The following is a 17,370-nucleotide window of genomic DNA, read 5'->3' as shown; positions in this document are numbered from 1 at the left end:
CGCCCTCGCGCCGCGCGGCCCCGCGCCGTCAGCGGTCCCGGCGGAGCTCGACGGCGGCCGCGACCAGCGCGGCGATCTTGGCGACGTCCACGTCCTTGGCCGAGCGGATATGGACGTTGCTGGCCCGCTTGGCGTCGCCGGTGAGCAGGCCGCCCGGATCGGGCAGCTCGGCGCCGTGCTCGAAGCCGAGGTTCACGCCGAAGCGCTGCGGGGCGAGCCAGCAGATCTGGTGCTTGTGCGCGTCCCCCATGCGGAAGCTGATGATCCGCCAGCCTGGATAGACGTGCTCGTGCACGTCGGGGATGATGCGGAGGAGCAGCTTGCGCACGCGCAAGGTCAGCTGCTGCGCTGCGGGAGGATACTCGCTCAGCAGAGCGGTTACGGCCGGATCGTCGGACACGATCTACTCCGTCTACTCGGTTCTACTCGGTTGCTGGCAGGCCCCTCGGCCGCTCGTCCTTCGCGATCCAGACGGTCTTGATGTTCACGAACTCGCGCAGACCGTACGACGAGAGCTCGCGGCCGTGGCCGGACATCTTGACCCCGCCGAACGGCAGCCGCGGGTCGGACACGACCATCCCGTTGATGAACACCTGGCCGGCCTCGAGCTCGTCGATGAGGCGCTCGCGCTCCTGGGGGTCGCGGGTCCAGGCGCTCGCCCCGAGGCCGAACCGGGTGGAGTTCGCCATGTGGATGGCCTCGTCGATGTCGGCGACGCGGAAGACGGCGGCCACCGGGCCGAAGAGCTCGTCGTCGGCCGCCGGGGAGGGGCTCCGGACGTCGGTGAGCACGGTCGGCGGGAAGTAGTTGCCCGGCCCCTTCAGCCGCTTGCCGCCGGTGAGCAGGAGCGCGCCCGCGGCCACCGAGGCCCGCACCTGCTCCTCGAGCTCCGCGGCGATCTGCGCCGTGGCGAGCGGCCCGACGTCGACCGACGGGTCCATCGGATCGCCCACCCGGAGGCGCCGCATCGCCGCGACGAAGCGCTGCTCGAACTCCGGCACGACCGACTCGTGCACGATGAAGCGCTTCGCCGCGATGCAGGACTGGCCGTTGTTGATGATGCGCGCCTTGATCGCGGTCCCGACGGCGGCGTTGAGGTCGGCGCTCGGCAGGACGATGAACGGATCGCTGCCGCCGAGCTCCAGCACCACCTTCTTCAGGTGCTTGCCCGCGTGGGCGCCGACGCTGCGCCCCGCGTTCTCGCTGCCGGTGAGCGTCGCGGCCGCGACGCGCGGATCGGCGAGCAGGCGCGGCACCACGTCGGTCCCGGTGAGCAGCGCCTGGAAGGCGCCCTCCGGGAAGCCGGCCCGGCGGAGGATGTCCTCGATGGCGAGCGCGCAGCGGGGGACGTTCGACGCGTGCTTGAGGAGGCCGACGTTGCCGGCGACGAGCGCCGGCGCGGCGAACCGGAAGACCTGCCAGAACGGGAAGTTCCACGGCATGATGGCGAGCACCGGGCCGAGCGGGTGGAACGCCACGTAGCTCTTGCCGGCGTCGGTGGCGACCTCCTCGGGGGCGAGCAGGCGCTCGGCGTTGTCGGCGTAGTAGCGGCACACGGTCGCGCACTTCTGGGCCTCGGCGACGGCGGAGCCGATGGTCTTGCCCATCTCGAGCGTCATGAGCCGCCCGAGCTGCTCCTTCTCGGCCTCCAGGATCTCGGCCGCCCGGCGGAGCTTCTGGGCGCGCTCGGCGACCGGGGTCTGCCGGAAGCTGCGGAACGTGGCGTGCGCGCGCGCCACCTTCTGCTCCAGCGCCGCCGACGAGAGGGGCTCGAAGGTCTCGAGCGTCTCTCCCGTCGCTGGATTGATCGTCGCGATCGCGGTGTTCACGGATGTGCCTCCTCTTCGAGCTTCGAGCGCCGGGGGGGCCGCGCCCCGTCTCCTGCCAGCCGAGAGCGCGCCGAGCGATCCCGGCAGGCGAGCTTGAGCCAGACCTGCCTCTTCTTGCAATGGTCAGCGAGGACGAACCCGCCTCTGTTCCCGCTGCCGCGTCGATGCGTCGTCCGCGAGCGCAGGGTGGGGGCGGAGGGGGGTCGCCATCGCACGTCCTGTTCATTACGCAGAGCGGGATGGCCCGCAGCGGATCCCCTGCCGTCTTCGACGCGGAGCGCGCGGGTTCAGCCCGGGCGACGCGGGCCGGCGAGCGCGCGGCGCTCGCCCCGCCGGCCGCCGACGACGCCGCCGGCCTGCTGTCCCGCGCGGGCGAGCTGGAGGTGAGGGTAAGGGCGCTGGAGTCGCTCCTGTGCGCCGGCGTGCCCTTCATGGTGGCGGGGGCGTATGCCTTCTTTGCGTACACCGGCATCTTCCGCGACACGAAGGATCTCGACGTGATGCTGGAGGAGCGGGAGGTGCCGGCGGCGTTCAGGGCGCTCGAGCGGGTTGGCTTCGAGACGTCGCTGCTCGACCCGCGGTGGATCGGGAAGGCGTATGCCGGCGATCGCTTCATCGATCTCATCTTCTCGTCGAGCAACGGCCTGGCCGTGGTGGACGGCGGCTGGTTCGAGCACGCGCGCCCGGCGACGATCCTCGGGCACTCCTGTCTGATCGCGCCGGTCGAGGAGATCATCTTCACGAAGGCGTTCGTGGACGAGCGGGAGCGGTACGACGGGGCCGACGTGAACCACCTCATCTACGCGTGCGGCGACGAGATGGACTGGGAGCGGCTCCTCGACCGGTTCGGCCCGTACTGGGAGGTCCTGTTCGCGCACGTCACGCTGTACCGCTTCGTCTATCCCGGCGCGCGGAGCCGGGTGCCCGAGTGGCTCGTGGCGGAGCTCTGCCGGCGCACGCTGGAGCAGTCGCGGGCCGGCGACGCGCCGCTCCGGGTCTGCCGGGGGAACCTGATCAGCCGGCGGCAGTACGCGCACGATTACGAGAAGCTCGGGCTCGTGGCTGCGCCCGCCGGCCCCGCGCCCGAGGCGGCGCTGGGGTTGCCGTGCCGGAAGCGCCGGCGGTCCGGGGCGGCGCGGCGGCGCGTCGGCAACGCGGGGGCGCAGGTCCGCGAGGGGGCGCCCTGCGGCGCGGATCGTCTAGGGGCGGAGGTCGAGGCGGCGCGGCTCCGCAAGCCGGGATCATGAGCGCCGTCGCCGGGGGCAGCGGGGATCACGGCAAGCGGCGCGTCGCGGCGGCCTCGGACCTGCATTGCCGGCCGGAGCACGGCGGCAGGATGCGCGAGCTCGTGCGGGCGGTGAACGCGGAGGCCGAGCTGCTCGTCCTGTGCGGCGATCTCACCGATCGCGGCCACCCCGAGGAGGCGAAGGTGCTGGCCGACGCGCTCTCCGGGCTGTCGGTGCCGTGCGCTGCGGTGCTCGGCAACCACGATCTCGACCGCGGCTCGGGCGCCGAGGTCACGAGGCTCCTCGGCGACGCGGGCGTCGAGGTGCTCGACGGGGATCACCTGATCCTGCGCGACGACATCGGGGTTGCGGGCGTGAAGGGGTTCATGGGCGGGTTCGGGAGCGCGACGCTGCAGGCGTTCGGCGAGGGCCCGCTCAAGGCCTTTGTCCAGGAGGCCGTGACCGAGGCGCTGAAGCTCGAGGCGGCGCTGTCGCAGCTCGACAGCGACAAGCGGATCGTGATCATGCATTACACGCCGATCCCGGAGACGACGGTCGGCGAGAACGTGGAGATAAGGCCTTTCCTTGGGACGAGCCGGCTGGTCGCGCCGATCGATCTGTACGGCGCCGACGTCGTGTTCCACGGCCACGCGCACCATGGGGCGCTCGAGGGGCGCACGCCGAGGGGGACGCCGGTCTACAACGTGGCCATGCCGCTGCTCAAGAAGCTCACCGGGCGATCGTTCCTCGTCATCGAGGTGTGAGGGACGCGCGCCGGATGGAGTCTCCTCTTGGGTCCTCATGACGAAGCGACGAGCGCAGCGGGAGCACCGGATCGGGGTCATCTCCGACACGCACGGCCTGGTGCGACCGGAGGCGCTGGCCGCGCTCGCGGGCTCGGAGCTGATCGTGCACGCGGGCGACGTCGGCGGCCCCGAGGTGCTCGCCGCGCTCGCGGCGATCGCGCCCGTGACGGCGGTGCGCGGCAACAACGATCGCGGGCGCTGGGCGGACGGCTTGCCGGAGCGGGCGACGGTGCGGGTCTCGGGCGCGACCCTGCTCGTGCTGCACGACGTCAAGGAGCTCGGTCCGGGCGACGGCGCGGCGGGGTATGCGGCGGTGGTGGCGGGGCACTCGCACCGGCCGGGGATCCGGGAGCAGGACGGCGTGCTCTTCCTGAATCCCGGGAGCGCGGGGCCGCGCCGCTTCAAGCTGCCGCTGTCGGTCGCCCGGCTGATCGTGCGAGGCGCCGCGGTGACGGCCGAGATCGTGCCGCTCGAAATCGCGTCCCCTTAGAGCGGTTTTCGCTCGGGCTCCTGCAGACGTCTTCCGTCTTCCGTCTTCCGTCTTCCGTCTTCCGTCTTCCGTCTTCCGTCTTCCGTCTTCCGTCTTCCGTCTTCCGTCTTCCGTCTTCCGTCTTCCGTCTTCCGTCTTCCGTCTTCCGTCTTCCGTCTTCCGTCTTCCGTCTTCCGTCTTCCGTCTTCCGTCTTCCGTGCTCGTCCTTCGTGCGCGTGCGCGTGCGCGATTCCCCGGAGTCAACGCGCACGCGCACGCGCACGGAGGACGGAGACGAGAGACGGGGACGAGAGACGAGAGACGAGAGACGGAGACGAGCGGCGGACGACGGCGTATCAGTCCCAGCTGAAAACCGCTCTATGAGCGCCGGCCTCCGTGCTCCTGCAGGAAGTCGCGAATCGCGCCGAAATAGGCCGGCGCGAAGAGGAGGATATCGTTGTGCCCGGCGCCATTGATGAGGCAGAGCTCCTTCTTCTCGTGCGGGACGGCCGCGTGGTTCTCGCGGGCGTGGAACGGCGGGAGCAGGCTGTCGTGCGCGCCGTGCAGGGTGAGGACGGGGATCTCGACGCGCTTCAGGAGCTCCGGGTTGGAGAAGCGGCGGTGCGCCTCGTCGCGCAGGTCGCCGAGCTCGATCCGGAAGAGGGCGAGGAGGTGCCGCACGTCGCTGAAGCCGCTCTCGAGGATCAGCGCGCGGTAGGCGTGGCCGCGCTCGCTGGCGATGCGCGACGCGGGCGAGCTGCCGAGCGAGCGCCCGAAGAGCAGCGGCGCGGGCGGCCGGTCGAGGCCAGCGGCGCGGCTCTTCTCGGCGAGCTCCCGCTCGAAGAAGTCGGCGACCTTCGCCGGGTCGTCGTGGAGCGAGCGCAGCGTCGGCCGGCCGCCGCTCCAGCCGTAGCCACGGTAATCGACGATGAAGAGGTTGAGCCCGATGTCCCGCCACATCTCGGCGATGTCGTCGTAGTCGGGGACGGTCTCGCCATTGCCGTGGAAGGCGAGCACGGTCGGGTTCTTCGGGTCGGCGAGGTGCCATCGCGCCCCGACGGCGACCCCGGGGCCGACGGGGATGTCGTAGTCCGTCGCGCCGCCCCGCGGGCTCTTCGGCACCTGCCTGGGATAGAAGACGCCGGCGGCGTCAGGGCTCGCTTCGAGCGCGCGGAGGAGGGAGTCGAGCTGGCTGTCGGGATCGTTCGTCGGCATGGATGACCGGTTCCGTGGAGGTCGGCGGGGGCGGCGGGCGTGTGAGGATACGTCGCGGCGGGGCCGGACGGTATGCGTGGCGACGTCCGCGAGGGCGGCAGGGCGCGCGCCGCGGCTGGATGGCGGCCTAGGTCGCCACGATCACGCCCTGCACCGCGGGCTCGCCGTACTCGGCGCCGCCGGTGCGTACGACGAGGTTCGGGAGGATCTCCGCCACGCCGGCGCCGTGGGTATGGCCGCAGAGCACCTCGATTCGCCGCTCCGGGTGTCGCTCGGCGGCCTCGCGGATCGCCTCGCCTGCGGCCTTGCAGGTGAAGTGCGGGAGCCAATCGTCGTTGGAGATCTGGCCTTCATGCCAGCAGGCCTCCTTGAACGGCGGGACATGCGTGGCCACGATCACGCGCCCGTACCGCTCGAGGGCTTCGGGCAGGACGCGGCGGAGGTACGCCGCGGCCTCGTCGCCGAGGCGATGCAGGGTTTCTCTCCGGCGATTCCGATCGAGGGAGGCGAGCTCCTCGATGAGCACGTAATCGTTGAGCGTCACGGGCGACCTCTCGTCATTGCCGAGGCGGGCGTCGGCCCAGCCGTCGTGGCCGACGAGGGCGGTGTCCGGGCCGAGCTCGAGCGGTGGGATCGACGGGAGCCACCTGAGCCACGGGGAGGTGACGGAGAGCTCGGCGGCCTCGGCGCGCACGGCGGCGATGCTTCCGCGGTAGAAGTCGTGGTTGCCGAGGACGAAGTAGAGCGGGCGCTCGATGGCCCGGGCGACGGTCTCGAGGAGGGGGCGGAGGCTCGCGGCCTCGGCGATGTCGCCGGTGAAGAGGACGGCGTCGCAGGCCGTGGCGGCGAGGGTCGCGCAGAAGCCGGCGAGATCCTCGCGAGAGAGGAAGTTGAGGTGGACGTCGGTCGCCCAGGCGAGGCGGAGCGGGGTCGGCGCGGGCATGGTGCAGGGTAGCCCCGCCGGGGAACGGGCGTAAGCAGGCCGGCGTGTCGTGATCGTGCCGGCGGAGATCTCGTTCGGCGCTCCTGCGGGGAAAGGACGGAAAGGACGGCTCGGCTGCGCGAGCGGCCTTTACGCGTCGCCGTCCGCCGGCACCGCAGGTTGCTCTGCGGGCTTCTTGTCTGCAGGCGGCTCAGCGGGCTTCTTCCTCCGGCCGATCGCGAAGAAGTCGACCGCCGGCTTGAGGGAACGCTCGAGCTTCGCGTCCGCGGCCGCCATCCGGGATAGCGTGGTGTAATAGGCCGTCGCGGTCCACCATGCCTCGCTCTGGGCCTGCAGGATGGTGTCGGCGATCCGCTGGGAAAGGTCGTCGAGCGCGGCCTGGAGCGGCTTCATGCGATCGATCAGGAGCAGATCGGCCTTCATCTCCTCGACGCTGATCTTGGGGAGCGCGACGCCATTGGCGTGGGCCAGCTCCCCGACGAGCCTTGCGATGGGCTCGCCTCCGGTGCGCATCTTCGTGGTGGCCTTGCGCTCCTCCGCCGTGAGCTCGACGGTGAACGCCTTCACCTTGCCTTCGATCGCCGCCAGCTGCTCGACCAGCCCCTGGATCACCTTCTCCGACGGTACGACGTTGCCTACCTTGTTCTGCACGTGAAAACCTCCCGCTTGAAAGGGGGACCGTACGGGCGCCGAGCGAGCTCGTCAAAACGAGAGCAAGCTCCTGACGCGACGCGGTAAGTCCGCGTCCAGTCCTTGATTTTTCGGAGTCGTCTGCGCCGGCGGCGGAGTCGTCTGCGCCGGCGGCGGAGTCGTCTGCGCCGGCGGCGGAGTCGTCTGCGCCGGCGGCGGGGTCGCCTCTGGCACTACCGCGGAAGATCGAGACACCCGCGGAGAACGCTGTGCCGACGGCGGACCGCGGAGAGGAACAGGCGCGGCGAGGTTCTCGAAGCGCGGGCCGGCAGCGGCAGCTGCTGCGGGTCCCGAACTCGGGTGGCATCACGGCGACAGCCCGCCGGTCCCGTCCTCCGCCAGCGATTCCGCGAGCGCGCAGCGCGCGAGACCGGCCCTCTGGGCCTCTTCGCGCAGCATGGCGCCCTGTTCTGCGGCCCCCTTCACGCTGAGCATCGTGCGGAGCTCGATTCCATCGGGGTTGGTCACGTGCTCCGCGATCCACGCCGACCGCATCTGGCCGACGCTGATCGGATCGCCTTCTGCATCGAGCCCGGCTCTCCTGTCGACGTCGCATATCATCGCGACGGCTTCGGGGAACGTCTGCCCGGCGGGGGCTGGTGTCTTGGCTTCCGGGCCCGGACCGCAGGCGAGGAGGAGCACGGGGAAAAGGCGACAGGGGCGCATGCCGCCTTGGACAAGCGGACGGAGCTGGGGCTTGGCAACGTTCACCTCGCCCCGAGGGGGGGCCGCTGGCCGCGCCGGGCAGGTAGCGAAGACCTCGCTCCCGTGGCCTCCAGCCGGCTACTCTTCGCTGTCCTCGTCCACCACCGGCACGAGCTCGATGTCGACCTCCTGAGGAACGAAGTCCTCGCATTCGTCGCTCATGACGGGCGTGAGCGTCTGCGCGAACTCCTGGTAGCCTGTCCCCGAGATCTCCACCCGCGTCACCCCTGCGGTCCACAGCTCGCAGACGAGCTCCTCCAGCGCATCGGGGGGAGGCTTCGCGCGATCGACGGCGCACACCACGTTGGCCTCGTCGAGCGTCTTCCAGGTGCTCGGGTCGTTCAGGACGAAGGTCGGTTCCTCGGCCGCGCTCCACGCCACGTGAACGGCGGTGTCCGGCGGGACGGGGGCGCCTCTCGCGCGCACCGCGATGGTGAACATCGCCTGTCGCGGCCCCATCGGGCAGCCGTCGGCGCCGCCCATGCCCGAGCCGCCGTCCCCGCCGCCCCCCGGGGCCTTGCAGGCGCCTGCGGAGGCGGCGGTCGCGAGCGCCGCCGCGGCGAGCGCCGCGAAGGCCGTGAACGATAGGGCTCGACCTGGCGCGAGGGGAAGGCGTGCAGCCACGAAGGCGAGAGGGTAGGGGGGCGACGCTGGCAAATCCAGCGAGAGCAGGGTTTGTGCAGGACGTCCGCCCGAGCGCCGCGGCGCAGGCGCTCTCCAGCTCAGGCCTGGGCCTTGAGCTCCGCGATGTCCTTGAGGAGCGCCTGCTCGTGACCGTCGGGCTTCACCTTCAGGTACGTCTTCCGCAGCACGCCCTGCGGATCGACGACGAAGGTCGTCCGGTCCCAGTAGAAGTTGCCCTTCCACTCGCTCTGCCCGACGCCCGCGGCCTTGAGGAGCTCGTGCTTCGTGTCGGCGAGCAGATCGATGGTGAACGAGAACTTGTCGCAGAAGCTCTTGTGCGACGCGACGTCGTCCTCGCTCACGCCGACCACGGCGACGTTGGCCTTGTCGAAGTCCTCCTTGGAGGCCGTGAACGACTTGCCCTGGATGGTGCAACCCGGCGTGTCGTCCTTCGGATAGAAATAGACGACGAGCCATTTGCCCGCGAAGTCCTCGAGCTTCACGGTCTTGCCGTCCTGGTTCGGCAGGGCGAAACGCGGGAACGGCTTTCCAATCTCAACGCTCATCTTCTCTTTGCCTTTGGCTGTGGGCCGGAGGTCGGCGCCTCCTGGCCGGTGACGGTCCTGATGTGGTGGAGCGGTGCCGCCCGGGCAATCCTCCCGCCGCCCGCGCCGGATCAGCGCGGGATGAGCCCCCGGAACCAGGCCGCCACCGACGAGGAGGACTCGTCCTGGTGGAGCGACTCCGGCCCTTCCAGCTCGTCGGCGAGCCCGCCGAGCGGCCCCTCGCTGCGCGGGGGGTGCGAGCTCGAGTGGGTCTGCCCGTGGAGCAGGCTCGTGGACCCGTCCAGGGTGGGCAGCAGGTTGAGGCCGCTGCCGCTCGAGGTCGGCTCCTTCGTGAGCGACTTGAACTCGAGGAGCATCATGTCGATGAGCTCGGCGATCTTCTGCGTCCCGTCGACCGCCCGCGCCGGCCCGCCCTTGGCGTGCTCCACGAGCGCGGCCACGTCGTCCTCGCTCACCGGGCGGCCGAAGCGGTAGAGGAAGCGGGTGAGGTCGCGCCCGAGCTCGCGCGCCGTGTGGTAGCGGGCCGTCGGATCGCGGGCGAGCGCGCGGCGGATGATCTGCTCGAGCTCGCGCGGCACCTCGCCGTTGATCTGCTGGAGCGAGGGGACCACCGCGTCGCGCACGAGCCGCACCGTGATGTAGTCGGAGTCGCCGAGGAAGAGCCGGCGCCCGGCGAGCATCTCCCAGAGGATGATCCCGAGCGCGAAGATGTCGACGCGCTGGTCGACGCCCTGCTCGAGCACCGTCTCCGGCGCCAGGTAGCCGAACTTCCCCTTGATGATGCCCGCGTCGCTCTCGGCGAGCTGGCTCGACGCCTTCGCGAGCCCGAAGTCCACGATCTTCACCTCGCCGTAGCGGGTGATGAGCACGTTCGCCGGGGTGATGTCCCGGTGCACGATCTGGAGCGGCTTTCCGTCCGCGGTCGCGAGGTCGTGCGCGTAGGCGAGGCCCTGGCACATCTTCGCGGCCATGAACGCGGCGACCTCGACGCTCATCGGCCGGCCCACCTTCTTCTGGTGCTCGAGGAGGGCCCGGAGGTCGGCGCCGTCGACGTACTCCATGACGATGAAGTAGGTCCCGTCGCCGACGCCGATGTCGAAGACCGACACGACGTTCGAGTGCGAGAGGTGCGCCGAGAGGCGCGCCTCGTCGAGGAACATCGCGATGAACTGCTCCTTCTTGCTGAGCTGCGGCAAGACGCGCTTGATCGCGACCTGCTTCTTGAACCCCTCGATCCCCGCGCTCTCGGCGACGAAGACCTCCGCCATGCCGCCGGAGGCGAGGCGCTTGATGACCCGGTACCGCTGCTGCTCGGACATGCCCTGTCTGTCGTCCTCCCGCCCCGTCCCGTCTCGTGTGCCCAGTCTAGCGGCTCGGGGCCGGCGGCGGATGAAATCCATGCGGCGCCGCGCGCGCGCCCCGGGTCACCGGAACGTGGCGAGCGCCGCGACCGCCGCGAAGGAGAGCCCCACGAGCGCGGCGAGCGCGAGCACCGACAGGACCGGCTCCGCCCGTACGGTGGCGAGCAGCCGGCCGCGATCTTCCCTGGACAGCGGCGCCCCGTCGGCTCCGTCCTCCCCCTCGCCGCCCGACGCTGCGGCGAGGTGCGCCGCGAGGCGCCGCCGCGCGGTCCGGGCGCGGAGCGCGAGCAGGAGCATCTCGGCGGCCCCGGCGGCGCCGAGCACCACGAGGCCGGCGCGCCGCGCCCGCGAGGCGCGGGCCCGCTCGCGCGCCTCGGCCGCCGGCACCCCGTCCGCGAGCAGCGCCACGCGCCGCGGCGCGACCGGGCTAGCGGCGGGCGAGAGCGGCCAGGCGACCGTGCCCGCGCCTTGCTCGTACGGGTCGCTCGCGACGACCGCCCATCCCGCGGCGCCGGGCGGCTGCCCGTCCGGGAGCGCCAGCGTCCCCGAGAAGAAGCCTCCGCCGTCGGCCGCGAGCAGGACCACCGCCCCGAACAGGCGACCGTGCCCGCCTCCGATCGAGACGTAGGCGTAGGGCTTCGGCGCCGGCGAGGTGAGCCGTAGCTCCGGCCGCTCGCCCGCGAGGCCGGCCGGGTCGAGCCAGATCGCGCCTGGGATCACGGGCAGCCTCCCTTCCCAGGAGCCGCTCGCGCCCCGCGCCCCGGGCGGCGCCGCGCTCCCGGGGCGCGCCGCGCGCAGCGTGAGCTCGACGGTGTGCGCCAGCGGCCTGATCGTGAGCTCCGCGGCGCCCCGCGCGTCGGCGGTGATCTGCGCCGGCCCGCTGTCCTGCCCCCGGAGCTCCGCCCCGACGGCGCTCGCCTCCACGCGCGCCCCCGGCACGGGCGCTCCGTCCTCCGTCTCGACCGCGACGCGCACCGGCTCCGGGAACGGCGCGGCCATGGCGCCCCGCGCGACCGTGACCCGCAGGCGGAGCTCCCCGTGCGCCGCGCCGGGCAGCGCGCTCGCGTGCGCCGCGCCGGGCAGCGCGCTCGCCTCCGCGGGGAGCGGGGGCGAGAGCGGCACCTCCTGCTCCAGGAGCGCGTCGCCGCCCCGCCGGATCCGCACCACGACCGGCGCCTTCAGCCCGCCGCCTGCGCGCAGCAGCGCCTCGCCGATCCCGTCCTTTCCGGTCGAGCCGCTCCATCCCGCGAGCGGCGCCCCCCCGGACGTCGCGCTCACCTCGATCGCCGGCAGCGCCGCCGGATCGTCGGCGCCGTGGAGCCGGCGCACCCCTTCGACGCGGAGCGCGAGGGCCTCGCTCCCGGCGACGGGGGCGCCCCACACCCGCACGCCGGTGGCCATGCGCTGCGCGCCGGGTCCCAGGAACACGAGCGCGGCGAGCCCGATGCTGAGCGCGGGCAGGACGTAGGTCGCCGCGTCGGGCATCGATCTCATGGTCGTCCCAGCATACCTCTCCGTCCCTGCCGCGCGGGCGAGCCTCGGGTCAGGCTGGCTGCCCGTGCGGACCGCTGGTGGTGTGCCGAGCCCCTTTGCGTCCGGGCGTCTCCTCCGATAGGAAGCCGCCGATGGCAGCCGACAGACCGGTGAAGCGCAAGCGCAAGGGCTCGGGGTCCACGGGGCAGGGTGGCGAGGTGCTCCTCCGGCAGCGGACCGATCCGCGGAGCGAGCGTCGTTTCGAGCCCAAGGCGTCGCTCGAGCTAGCCCTCACCTTGCTCGGCATGTCCGTCGCGGCGCTCCTTGCCGGTGCGGGCGTTTACGGCCAGTGGTTCCGGGGCGAGGAGGCGGGCGCGCACCCTGCTGCTCCGTACCTGCTCGTCGGTGCGCTCCTCCTCGGCGCTGCGGCGGGCCTGTTCGGTCAGTGGTCGCTGAAGCCCGTCCGCGTCGGCGATGCCGGCGTGGCGCTCGAGAACGGGCCTGGCGAGATCGAGCGCATCGGCTGGAGCGAGGTCACCGGCCTGCTGCTGTCGGAGTCGGCGCTCACGGTCCAGGGCGGCGGCACGGTGATCGCCATCCCGCTGCGCGCGCATCTCGCAGCGGCTTCCCGCGTCCTTTCGGAGGCGAGGAAGCGCATCCCCGGCCGCGTCGCCGACATCAAGGAGGACGCCCTGCCTGCGCCCGACGACGCTGCCGGCGAGGTGCGCCCGCTGGAGCCGCCCCAGGTGGCCGGCCTTCACTGCAAGGCCACGGACAAGCTCATCGCCTTCGAGGCCGACGCCCGCCTCTGCGGCCGCTGCGGCGAGCTCTACCACAAGGACGGCGTCCCCCCCCGCTGCATCACCTGCGAGGCCCCGCTCCGCTGAGCGGCGGCCGCCCGCTTCGGATACGGGCCCATCTCGGCGTTTTCGGTGCTCAGCGCCCTTCCGTGCGCCTCCGCGCCGAAAACGCCGATCTGGACCCGTCTCCTGTGCGGTCGCCCGCCGCTCGGTGAGCGCCTTGGCGGTAGGCTCGGCACCCCGCCCGCGCGCCGCCGACCCTCAGAGCCCGAAGCGCGCCGCGTTGTCCCGGAGGAACGCGATGTACACGTCCGCCTCCTGGTGCGACGGCACCTCGCCCGCCTCGACCGCCTGCTCCAGCGCCCGCTTGACCTCGCCCACACGACGCGACGGCGGCAGCCCGAACGCCTGCATGATGGCGTCGCCGATGCCGCTCGGCAGCGGCGGCACCACCGCGTCCTCGGCCTGGACATGCAGCACCCGCTCGGCCAGGTCGTTGATCTGCTTCAGCCCCTTCCGCTTCTTCTCGGGCCGCTTCGTCGTGATGTCCGCCCGCGACAGGTCGAGCACGTCGTTCAGGCAGCCGCCCATCTCCTTCGCGAAGCGCCGCACCGCGCTGTCGGTCCACGACGGGTCGTACTGGCTCGCCCGCAGGTGGTGCAGGATGAGGAAGCGGATGCTGCCCTTCAGCGCCTCCTCCTTCGAGAACAGCGGCAGCCGCCGGTCGATCTTGTCGAACATGCGCGCGCCGACCTCGGCGTGACCGAAGAAATGGACCTCCCCCGTCGGCGAGATGGTGCGCGTCCTCGTCTTGCCGATGTCATGGAGCAGCGCCGCCCAGCGGACCTCGAGCCTCGGCACCGCCTGACGCACCACCTGCTTCGTGTGCTTCCAGACGTCCTTGTGGCGCCACTCCCCGTCGCCGAACCCCACCATCGCCTCGACCTCGGGCAGCATCGCCGCCAGGGCGCCCGACTCGAGCAGGGCGTCGAGCCCGGCCTCGGCGTCGTCGCTCATCATGATCCGGTCGAGCAGCTTGCGGACGTCGGGCAGGTAGATCGCCGCCGCCGCCTTGAAGTCGGCGGGGCGCCCCGAGATCACCCGGGTCGAGGGGCGTGGCTCGGCGGCCGCCTCGGGCTGCGCGGGCTCGGCCCGCTCTGCTCGCTGAACGGCCCACTCGAGCGCGTCCATCGCCCGCTTCGGGCTCGCTTCCTGGGTGAGAATCTCCTGCACGCTGTCCTTCCACACTTTCGAGGTTACGGGATCGCCCGCGGCGCGCCGGTCGCGCGGCCCGCACGGGGGTCCGCCGGTTTAGAGCCAGCCGGTACTCCGCGCAATGGTTCGTCGCTCGGCGCCGGTTCGTCCGCGTCGCGCGTCGCGCGTCGCGTCGGAGCGCGCGCAGGTCCGCCGGAGACGGCGCGTCAGGTGCGGAGGAGCCTGCCCACGTGGTCCCTCTCCCACGCGAGGGAGCGCTCGTAGTCGCGGAAGAGCCGCTCGCGGGCGAGGAACTGGGGCGGGTGGAGCATCCGGCGCCCGTTGCCGTGGCTCGCGGGCATCACGTGGTGGAGCATCTCGTGGTAGATGACGTAGGAGATGAAGTAGCGGGGGACCCAGGGCCGGTCGAGCACCGGGTGGATGCGGATCAGCCGCTCCACCGCCGAGTAGCTCCCGAGCTTGATGGTGCGCCGCGGCTTCCGCGCCTTGGTCCGCTTGCCCCAGGTGATCAGCGCGTCGACCACGCCGCCGAAGTACGTGTGGTTCACCTTCTGGAACAGGGTCAACAGATCGTGCGTCCGCCCCTGCGTCGAGAGCGGCGTGCTCACCGGCCGGCTCGCCCGGATGCGATGGCCGTTCTCGTCGATGTACTGGCCGACGAGGAGCGACGCGGCCCGGTCCTGGTTCACCACGTACCGGACGAGCGCATCCTGAACGACCGCCGGCGCGTCCAGGAACATGTGGTGGACGCGCGCCTGCAGGATCCCCTCCCGCAGCGAGGAGGAGATCATCTGCCGGTAGTTGTCGGTCACCGAGAGGAGCACCGGCCGCTTCTGGGCCAGCTCCAGGCGCCGGACGAGCGCCTGGCGCGCCCCCTCGTGCACGTAGATCTGCGGCTGGCCCGACGGCAGGGCGATGTCGAGCGGATGGTGGCGGGGGTCGGGCACCCGGACGACGGCCCGCGAGACGCGCGGCCACAAGGAAGAGGGTGCTGCGCCCTTCCCACCGCTGCGCGACAGACGGCCTGGAGGGGGTTGAGCGAAGGGGAAGACCATCTGTCCCGCCATCTCAATCCTCCTTATTTGGGCGTATTCTCGGGTGGGATCCTTGTCAAGCGAGCGGCCGAAATCATCGAAATCATTCGGATTTGTGATTACGTAAGCAGGGGGCCGGCCCCGCCTGCGGGGGTGCGGCGGGCGCCCTGGCCGCCGCCCGCCCACGATCTGGATTTCCACCGCAAATTCATGGACTTGCCTGGGCCCTCACGGCGCGGCGACGAGCCGCTCCGGTCGAGCCGGCTCGGGTCGCGCAGCCTTCCGCCTCGGACGCGTACGTCTGCTCCCGCTCCATCCCGGTGACACGGCGCGCGCGGCGCGTCCTCGCTAGGCGAGCTCGCGCGGGTCGAGGATCCGCACCACGCGCCAGCGGTCCTGCGCGCGCGGGTCGGGCTCGAGGGCGACGATCAGGGCCGTGGTGAAGGCGCGGAGGACCAGGCCGGGCGCGCCCCGGCCGGACGCGTCGACGAGCGTCCGGACGAGGTGCTCCACGTTCGGCTGGTGCCCGACCAGGAGCGCGTCGGCCCCGCCTCGGGCGAGCGCCGCGACGAGCGCGAGCGGCAGGTCGGCGTCGACCGAGAGCTCGTCCCGGATCTCGACCTCCGGCGCGCCGCAGCGGGGCGCCACGATCTCGGCGGTCTCGCGTGCGCGCGCCAGAGGGCTCGCGAGCACCCGCGAGAGCGGGGCGCCGCCCCGGACGCGGTGCAGCTCGATCGCGACCCGCTCGACGCGGTCGCGGCCCTCGGCGGTGAGCCTCCGGTCCGCGTCCCGTCCGCTCGCCGACCGGTCCTCCGCCGGGCCGTGCCGCATCACGTAGAGGTGCATGGCGGTGGCGGCCCGCGTCAGTTCGTCTTGCCCGGAGCGCGCCGGGCGTCCTGGCCGGACGGGGCCGCCTCGCCGCGACCCTTCGCCTGCGCGGGGGGCTCGGCCGCGGCGGCTCCGCCCTTCGGGCCGGCGGCCGCGGCGCCGTTCGCCGCGGCGCTCCCGCCGGCGCGGGAGATGCCGTGCTTCGCGAGGACCATCGACTCGATCTTCTCGAGCACCGCCGGGTGCTGCTCGAGGTAGGAGCGGGCGTTCTCCCGGCCCTGGCCGATGCGCTCGCCCTGGAACGAGAACCAGGAGCCGCTCTTCTCGATGATGCTCGCCTCGGTCGCGAGGTCGATGACGTCGCCGCTGTGGCTGATGCCGTGGCCGTAGAGGATGTCGAACTCCACCTCGCGGAAGGGGGGAGCCATCTTGTTCTTCACGACCTTGACGCGGGTCCGGTTGCCGACGACCGCCGGCTCCTTGCCGCCCGCGGCCGCCTCCTTGATCGCGCCGATGCGGCGGATGTCGAGCCGGACCGAGGCGTAGAACTTGAGGGCGTTGCCGCCGCTCGTCGTCTCGGGGCTGCCGAACATGACGCCGATCTTCATGCGGATCTGGTTGATGAACATCAGCAAGCACTGCGAGCGGGAGGTCGTCCCGGTCAGCTTGCGGAGCGCCTGGCTCATCAGCCGGGCCTGGAGGCCGACGTGGCTGTCGCCCATGTCGCCCTCGATCTCCGCCTTGGGGACGAGCGCGGCGACGGAGTCGACGACGATGATGTCGACGGCGTTCGAGCGGACCAGCATGTCGGCGATCTCGAGCGCCTGCTCGCCGTAGTCGGGCTGCGAGATGAGCAGCTCGTCGGTCTTCACGCCGAGCTTCTTGGCGTAGTTCACGTCGAGGGCGTGCTCGGCGTCGATGAACGCCGCCGTCCCGCCCGCCCGCTGGATGGCCGCGATGGCGTGGAGGGTGAGGGTCGTCTTGCCGCTCGACTCCGGCCCGTAGATCTCGACGATGCGTCCGCGCGGGTAGCCGCCGATGCCGAGGGCGATGTCCAGGCCGAGCGAGCCGCTCGGCACGGCCGCGACCTCGTCGTGCAGCGTCTGCCCGTCCTTGAGGCGCATGATCGCCCCTTTGCCGTACTCCTTCTCGACGCTCGCGATCGCGAGCTCCAGGGCGGCAGACTTCTGCTTGGTGTTCTTCTCGTCGCTCATGCGTACCTCGGGGCGGGGGGCCGAAGGGAGGGGGAGTCCGAAGGGGATCACGCTGCCGGATCCCCGACGTGCGGGGCAACAGTTTCCGGCAGCTTTACTGTCCGGTTGTTCAGGAAGCAAGACCCCCGCTCCCCGGATAGGACCGAAAACGTCCGCGCGAGGGCACGGCCGGGCCGGGCCGGACGGGCGGCGCGCGCAGTTGCCGCGCCGGGCGCCGCGCCGGGCGCCGCGCCGGGCGCCGAACCAGGACCGAGCCCGGGCGGACCGCCTCCGGACAGGGCGATGACGTCGCGGTCGGAAGCGCCGTTTCCCGGCTGCTGTGGAGTCTCACAAGCCGGGCAACAATCGTGATCGTCGCACACCGGGAACCCT

The 17,370-nt window shown here is 72.0% G+C and carries 18 protein-coding genes and 1 pseudogene; 5 read left to right on the top strand and 14 right to left on the bottom strand.

Features of this window, described 5'->3' with window-relative positions:
- Positions 1-28: 28 nt before the first annotated feature.
- Positions 29-400, bottom strand: a complete 372-nt coding sequence (locus WME98_RS07250) for a DUF1801 domain-containing protein (RefSeq protein WP_437332745.1) — start codon at positions 398-400, stop codon at positions 29-31.
- 22 nt (positions 401-422) lie between these two features.
- Positions 423-1,829, bottom strand: coding sequence for an NAD-dependent succinate-semialdehyde dehydrogenase (locus tag WME98_RS07245; protein ID WP_437950617.1), 1,407 nt, complete (start codon positions 1,827-1,829; stop codon positions 423-425).
- Between the two features lie 239 nt (positions 1,830-2,068).
- Between WME98_RS07245 and WME98_RS07240 the strand changes: the two genes are divergently transcribed.
- The 4 genes and pseudogenes from WME98_RS07240 to WME98_RS07225 all read left to right on the top strand — a co-directional run.
- A complete protein-coding gene (locus WME98_RS07240) occupies positions 2,069-3,076 on the top strand; it encodes a hypothetical protein (protein WP_437950616.1) in 1,008 nt (335 codons plus the stop codon).
- Positions 3,073-3,819, top strand: coding sequence for a metallophosphoesterase family protein (locus tag WME98_RS07235; RefSeq protein ID WP_437950615.1), 747 nt, complete (start codon positions 3,073-3,075; stop codon positions 3,817-3,819). The genes WME98_RS07240 and WME98_RS07235 overlap by 4 nt, the downstream gene beginning before the upstream one ends.
- Positions 3,820-3,856: 37 nt before the next feature.
- Positions 3,857-4,351, top strand: coding sequence for a metallophosphoesterase family protein (locus tag WME98_RS07230; RefSeq protein ID WP_437950614.1), 495 nt, complete (start codon positions 3,857-3,859; stop codon positions 4,349-4,351).
- 25 nt (positions 4,352-4,376) lie between these two features.
- Positions 4,377-4,550: pseudogene (locus tag WME98_RS07225) on the top strand (hypothetical protein); the annotation flags it as partial.
- A 158-nt stretch (positions 4,551-4,708) separates the two neighbouring features.
- Here WME98_RS07225 and WME98_RS07220 read toward each other — a convergent pair.
- The 8 genes from WME98_RS07220 to WME98_RS07185 all read right to left on the bottom strand — a co-directional run bounded on the left by WME98_RS07220 (position 4,709) and on the right by WME98_RS07185 (position 11,928).
- Positions 4,709-5,545 (bottom strand): alpha/beta hydrolase, encoded by an 837-nt coding sequence (locus WME98_RS07220; RefSeq protein ID WP_437950613.1) that lies wholly within the window; start codon positions 5,543-5,545, stop codon positions 4,709-4,711.
- A 127-nt stretch (positions 5,546-5,672) separates the two neighbouring features.
- Positions 5,673-6,488 (bottom strand): metallophosphoesterase family protein, encoded by an 816-nt coding sequence (locus WME98_RS07215; RefSeq protein WP_437950612.1) that lies wholly within the window; start codon positions 6,486-6,488, stop codon positions 5,673-5,675.
- Between the two features lie 129 nt (positions 6,489-6,617).
- Positions 6,618-7,139, bottom strand: coding sequence for a hypothetical protein (locus tag WME98_RS07210; RefSeq protein ID WP_437950611.1), 522 nt, complete (start codon positions 7,137-7,139; stop codon positions 6,618-6,620).
- 345 nt (positions 7,140-7,484) lie between these two features.
- Positions 7,485-7,844 (bottom strand): hypothetical protein, encoded by a 360-nt coding sequence (locus WME98_RS07205; protein ID WP_437950610.1) that lies wholly within the window; start codon positions 7,842-7,844, stop codon positions 7,485-7,487.
- Between the two features lie 117 nt (positions 7,845-7,961).
- Positions 7,962-8,507 (bottom strand): hypothetical protein, encoded by a 546-nt coding sequence (locus tag WME98_RS07200; protein WP_437950609.1) that lies wholly within the window; start codon positions 8,505-8,507, stop codon positions 7,962-7,964.
- Between the two features lie 98 nt (positions 8,508-8,605).
- Positions 8,606-9,073 (bottom strand): peroxiredoxin, encoded by a 468-nt coding sequence (locus WME98_RS07195; RefSeq protein WP_061622658.1) that lies wholly within the window; start codon positions 9,071-9,073, stop codon positions 8,606-8,608.
- 110 nt (positions 9,074-9,183) lie between these two features.
- Positions 9,184-10,392 (bottom strand): serine/threonine protein kinase, encoded by a 1,209-nt coding sequence (locus WME98_RS07190; protein ID WP_437950608.1) that lies wholly within the window; start codon positions 10,390-10,392, stop codon positions 9,184-9,186.
- A 105-nt stretch (positions 10,393-10,497) separates the two neighbouring features.
- Entirely contained in the window at positions 10,498-11,928 is a 1,431-nt protein-coding gene (locus WME98_RS07185; protein ID WP_437950607.1) for a hypothetical protein, read from the bottom strand.
- 131 nt (positions 11,929-12,059) lie between these two features.
- Here WME98_RS07185 and WME98_RS07180 point away from each other — a divergent pair, with 131 nt between their 5' ends.
- Positions 12,060-12,794, top strand: a complete 735-nt coding sequence (locus tag WME98_RS07180) for a hypothetical protein (protein ID WP_437950606.1) — start codon at positions 12,060-12,062, stop codon at positions 12,792-12,794.
- A gap of 174 nt (positions 12,795-12,968) precedes the next feature.
- Here the strand turns inward: WME98_RS07180 and WME98_RS07175 are convergent, their stop codons facing one another.
- From WME98_RS07175 to recA, 4 genes are all read right to left on the bottom strand, one after another.
- Positions 12,969-13,940, bottom strand: a complete 972-nt coding sequence (locus tag WME98_RS07175) for an HDIG domain-containing metalloprotein (RefSeq protein WP_437950605.1) — start codon at positions 13,938-13,940, stop codon at positions 12,969-12,971.
- Between the two features lie 188 nt (positions 13,941-14,128).
- Positions 14,129-14,989: a hypothetical protein gene (locus WME98_RS07170; protein ID WP_437950604.1), complete on the bottom strand. Its 861-nt coding sequence runs from the start codon at positions 14,987-14,989 to the stop codon at positions 14,129-14,131.
- A 315-nt stretch (positions 14,990-15,304) separates the two neighbouring features.
- Complete coding sequence (sixA, locus tag WME98_RS07165; RefSeq protein WP_437950603.1) at positions 15,305-15,802, bottom strand: phosphohistidine phosphatase SixA; 498 nt, start codon at positions 15,800-15,802, stop codon at positions 15,305-15,307.
- 17 nt (positions 15,803-15,819) lie between these two features.
- Positions 15,820-16,998, bottom strand: a complete 1,179-nt coding sequence (gene recA / locus WME98_RS07160; RefSeq protein ID WP_437950602.1) for a recombinase RecA — start codon at positions 16,996-16,998, stop codon at positions 15,820-15,822.
- Positions 16,999-17,370: the final 372 nt, after the last annotated feature.

The organism is Sorangium sp. So ce296 (genome assembly GCF_051529605.1).
Taxonomy (GTDB): Bacteria; Myxococcota_A; Polyangia; order Polyangiales; family Polyangiaceae; genus Sorangium; species Sorangium cellulosum_D.
The sequence above is the reverse complement of the archived record's forward strand: the minus strand, read 5'-3'. Positions and strand labels throughout refer to the sequence as shown.

What these genes read in the sequence shown, in the direction of transcription:
- WME98_RS07190 (WP_437950608.1), bottom strand. Translation starts at nt 10,392, where the DNA reads ATGTCCGAGCAGCAGCGGTACCGGGTCATCAAGCGCCTCGCCTCCGGC.
- WME98_RS07205 (WP_437950610.1), bottom strand. Translation starts at nt 7,844, where the DNA reads ATGCGCCCCTGTCGCCTTTTCCCCGTGCTCCTCCTCGCCTGCGGTCCG.
- WME98_RS07235 (WP_437950615.1), top strand. Translation starts at nt 3,073, where the DNA reads ATGAGCGCCGTCGCCGGGGGCAGCGGGGATCACGGCAAGCGGCGCGTC.
- sixA (WP_437950603.1), bottom strand. Translation starts at nt 15,802, where the DNA reads ATGCACCTCTACGTGATGCGGCACGGCCCGGCGGAGGACCGGTCGGCG.
- recA (WP_437950602.1), bottom strand. Translation starts at nt 16,998, where the DNA reads ATGAGCGACGAGAAGAACACCAAGCAGAAGTCTGCCGCCCTGGAGCTC.
- WME98_RS07215 (WP_437950612.1), bottom strand. Translation starts at nt 6,488, where the DNA reads ATGCCCGCGCCGACCCCGCTCCGCCTCGCCTGGGCGACCGACGTCCAC.
- WME98_RS07220 (WP_437950613.1), bottom strand. Translation starts at nt 5,545, where the DNA reads ATGCCGACGAACGATCCCGACAGCCAGCTCGACTCCCTCCTCCGCGCG.
- WME98_RS07230 (WP_437950614.1), top strand. Translation starts at nt 3,857, where the DNA reads ATGACGAAGCGACGAGCGCAGCGGGAGCACCGGATCGGGGTCATCTCC.
- WME98_RS07180 (WP_437950606.1), top strand. Translation starts at nt 12,060, where the DNA reads ATGGCAGCCGACAGACCGGTGAAGCGCAAGCGCAAGGGCTCGGGGTCC.
- WME98_RS07195 (WP_061622658.1), bottom strand. Translation starts at nt 9,073, where the DNA reads ATGAGCGTTGAGATTGGAAAGCCGTTCCCGCGTTTCGCCCTGCCGAAC.
- WME98_RS07170 (WP_437950604.1), bottom strand. Translation starts at nt 14,989, where the DNA reads ATGGCGGGACAGATGGTCTTCCCCTTCGCTCAACCCCCTCCAGGCCGT.
- WME98_RS07240 (WP_437950616.1), top strand. Translation starts at nt 2,069, where the DNA reads ATGGCCCGCAGCGGATCCCCTGCCGTCTTCGACGCGGAGCGCGCGGGT.
- WME98_RS07185 (WP_437950607.1), bottom strand. Translation starts at nt 11,928, where the DNA reads ATGAGATCGATGCCCGACGCGGCGACCTACGTCCTGCCCGCGCTCAGC.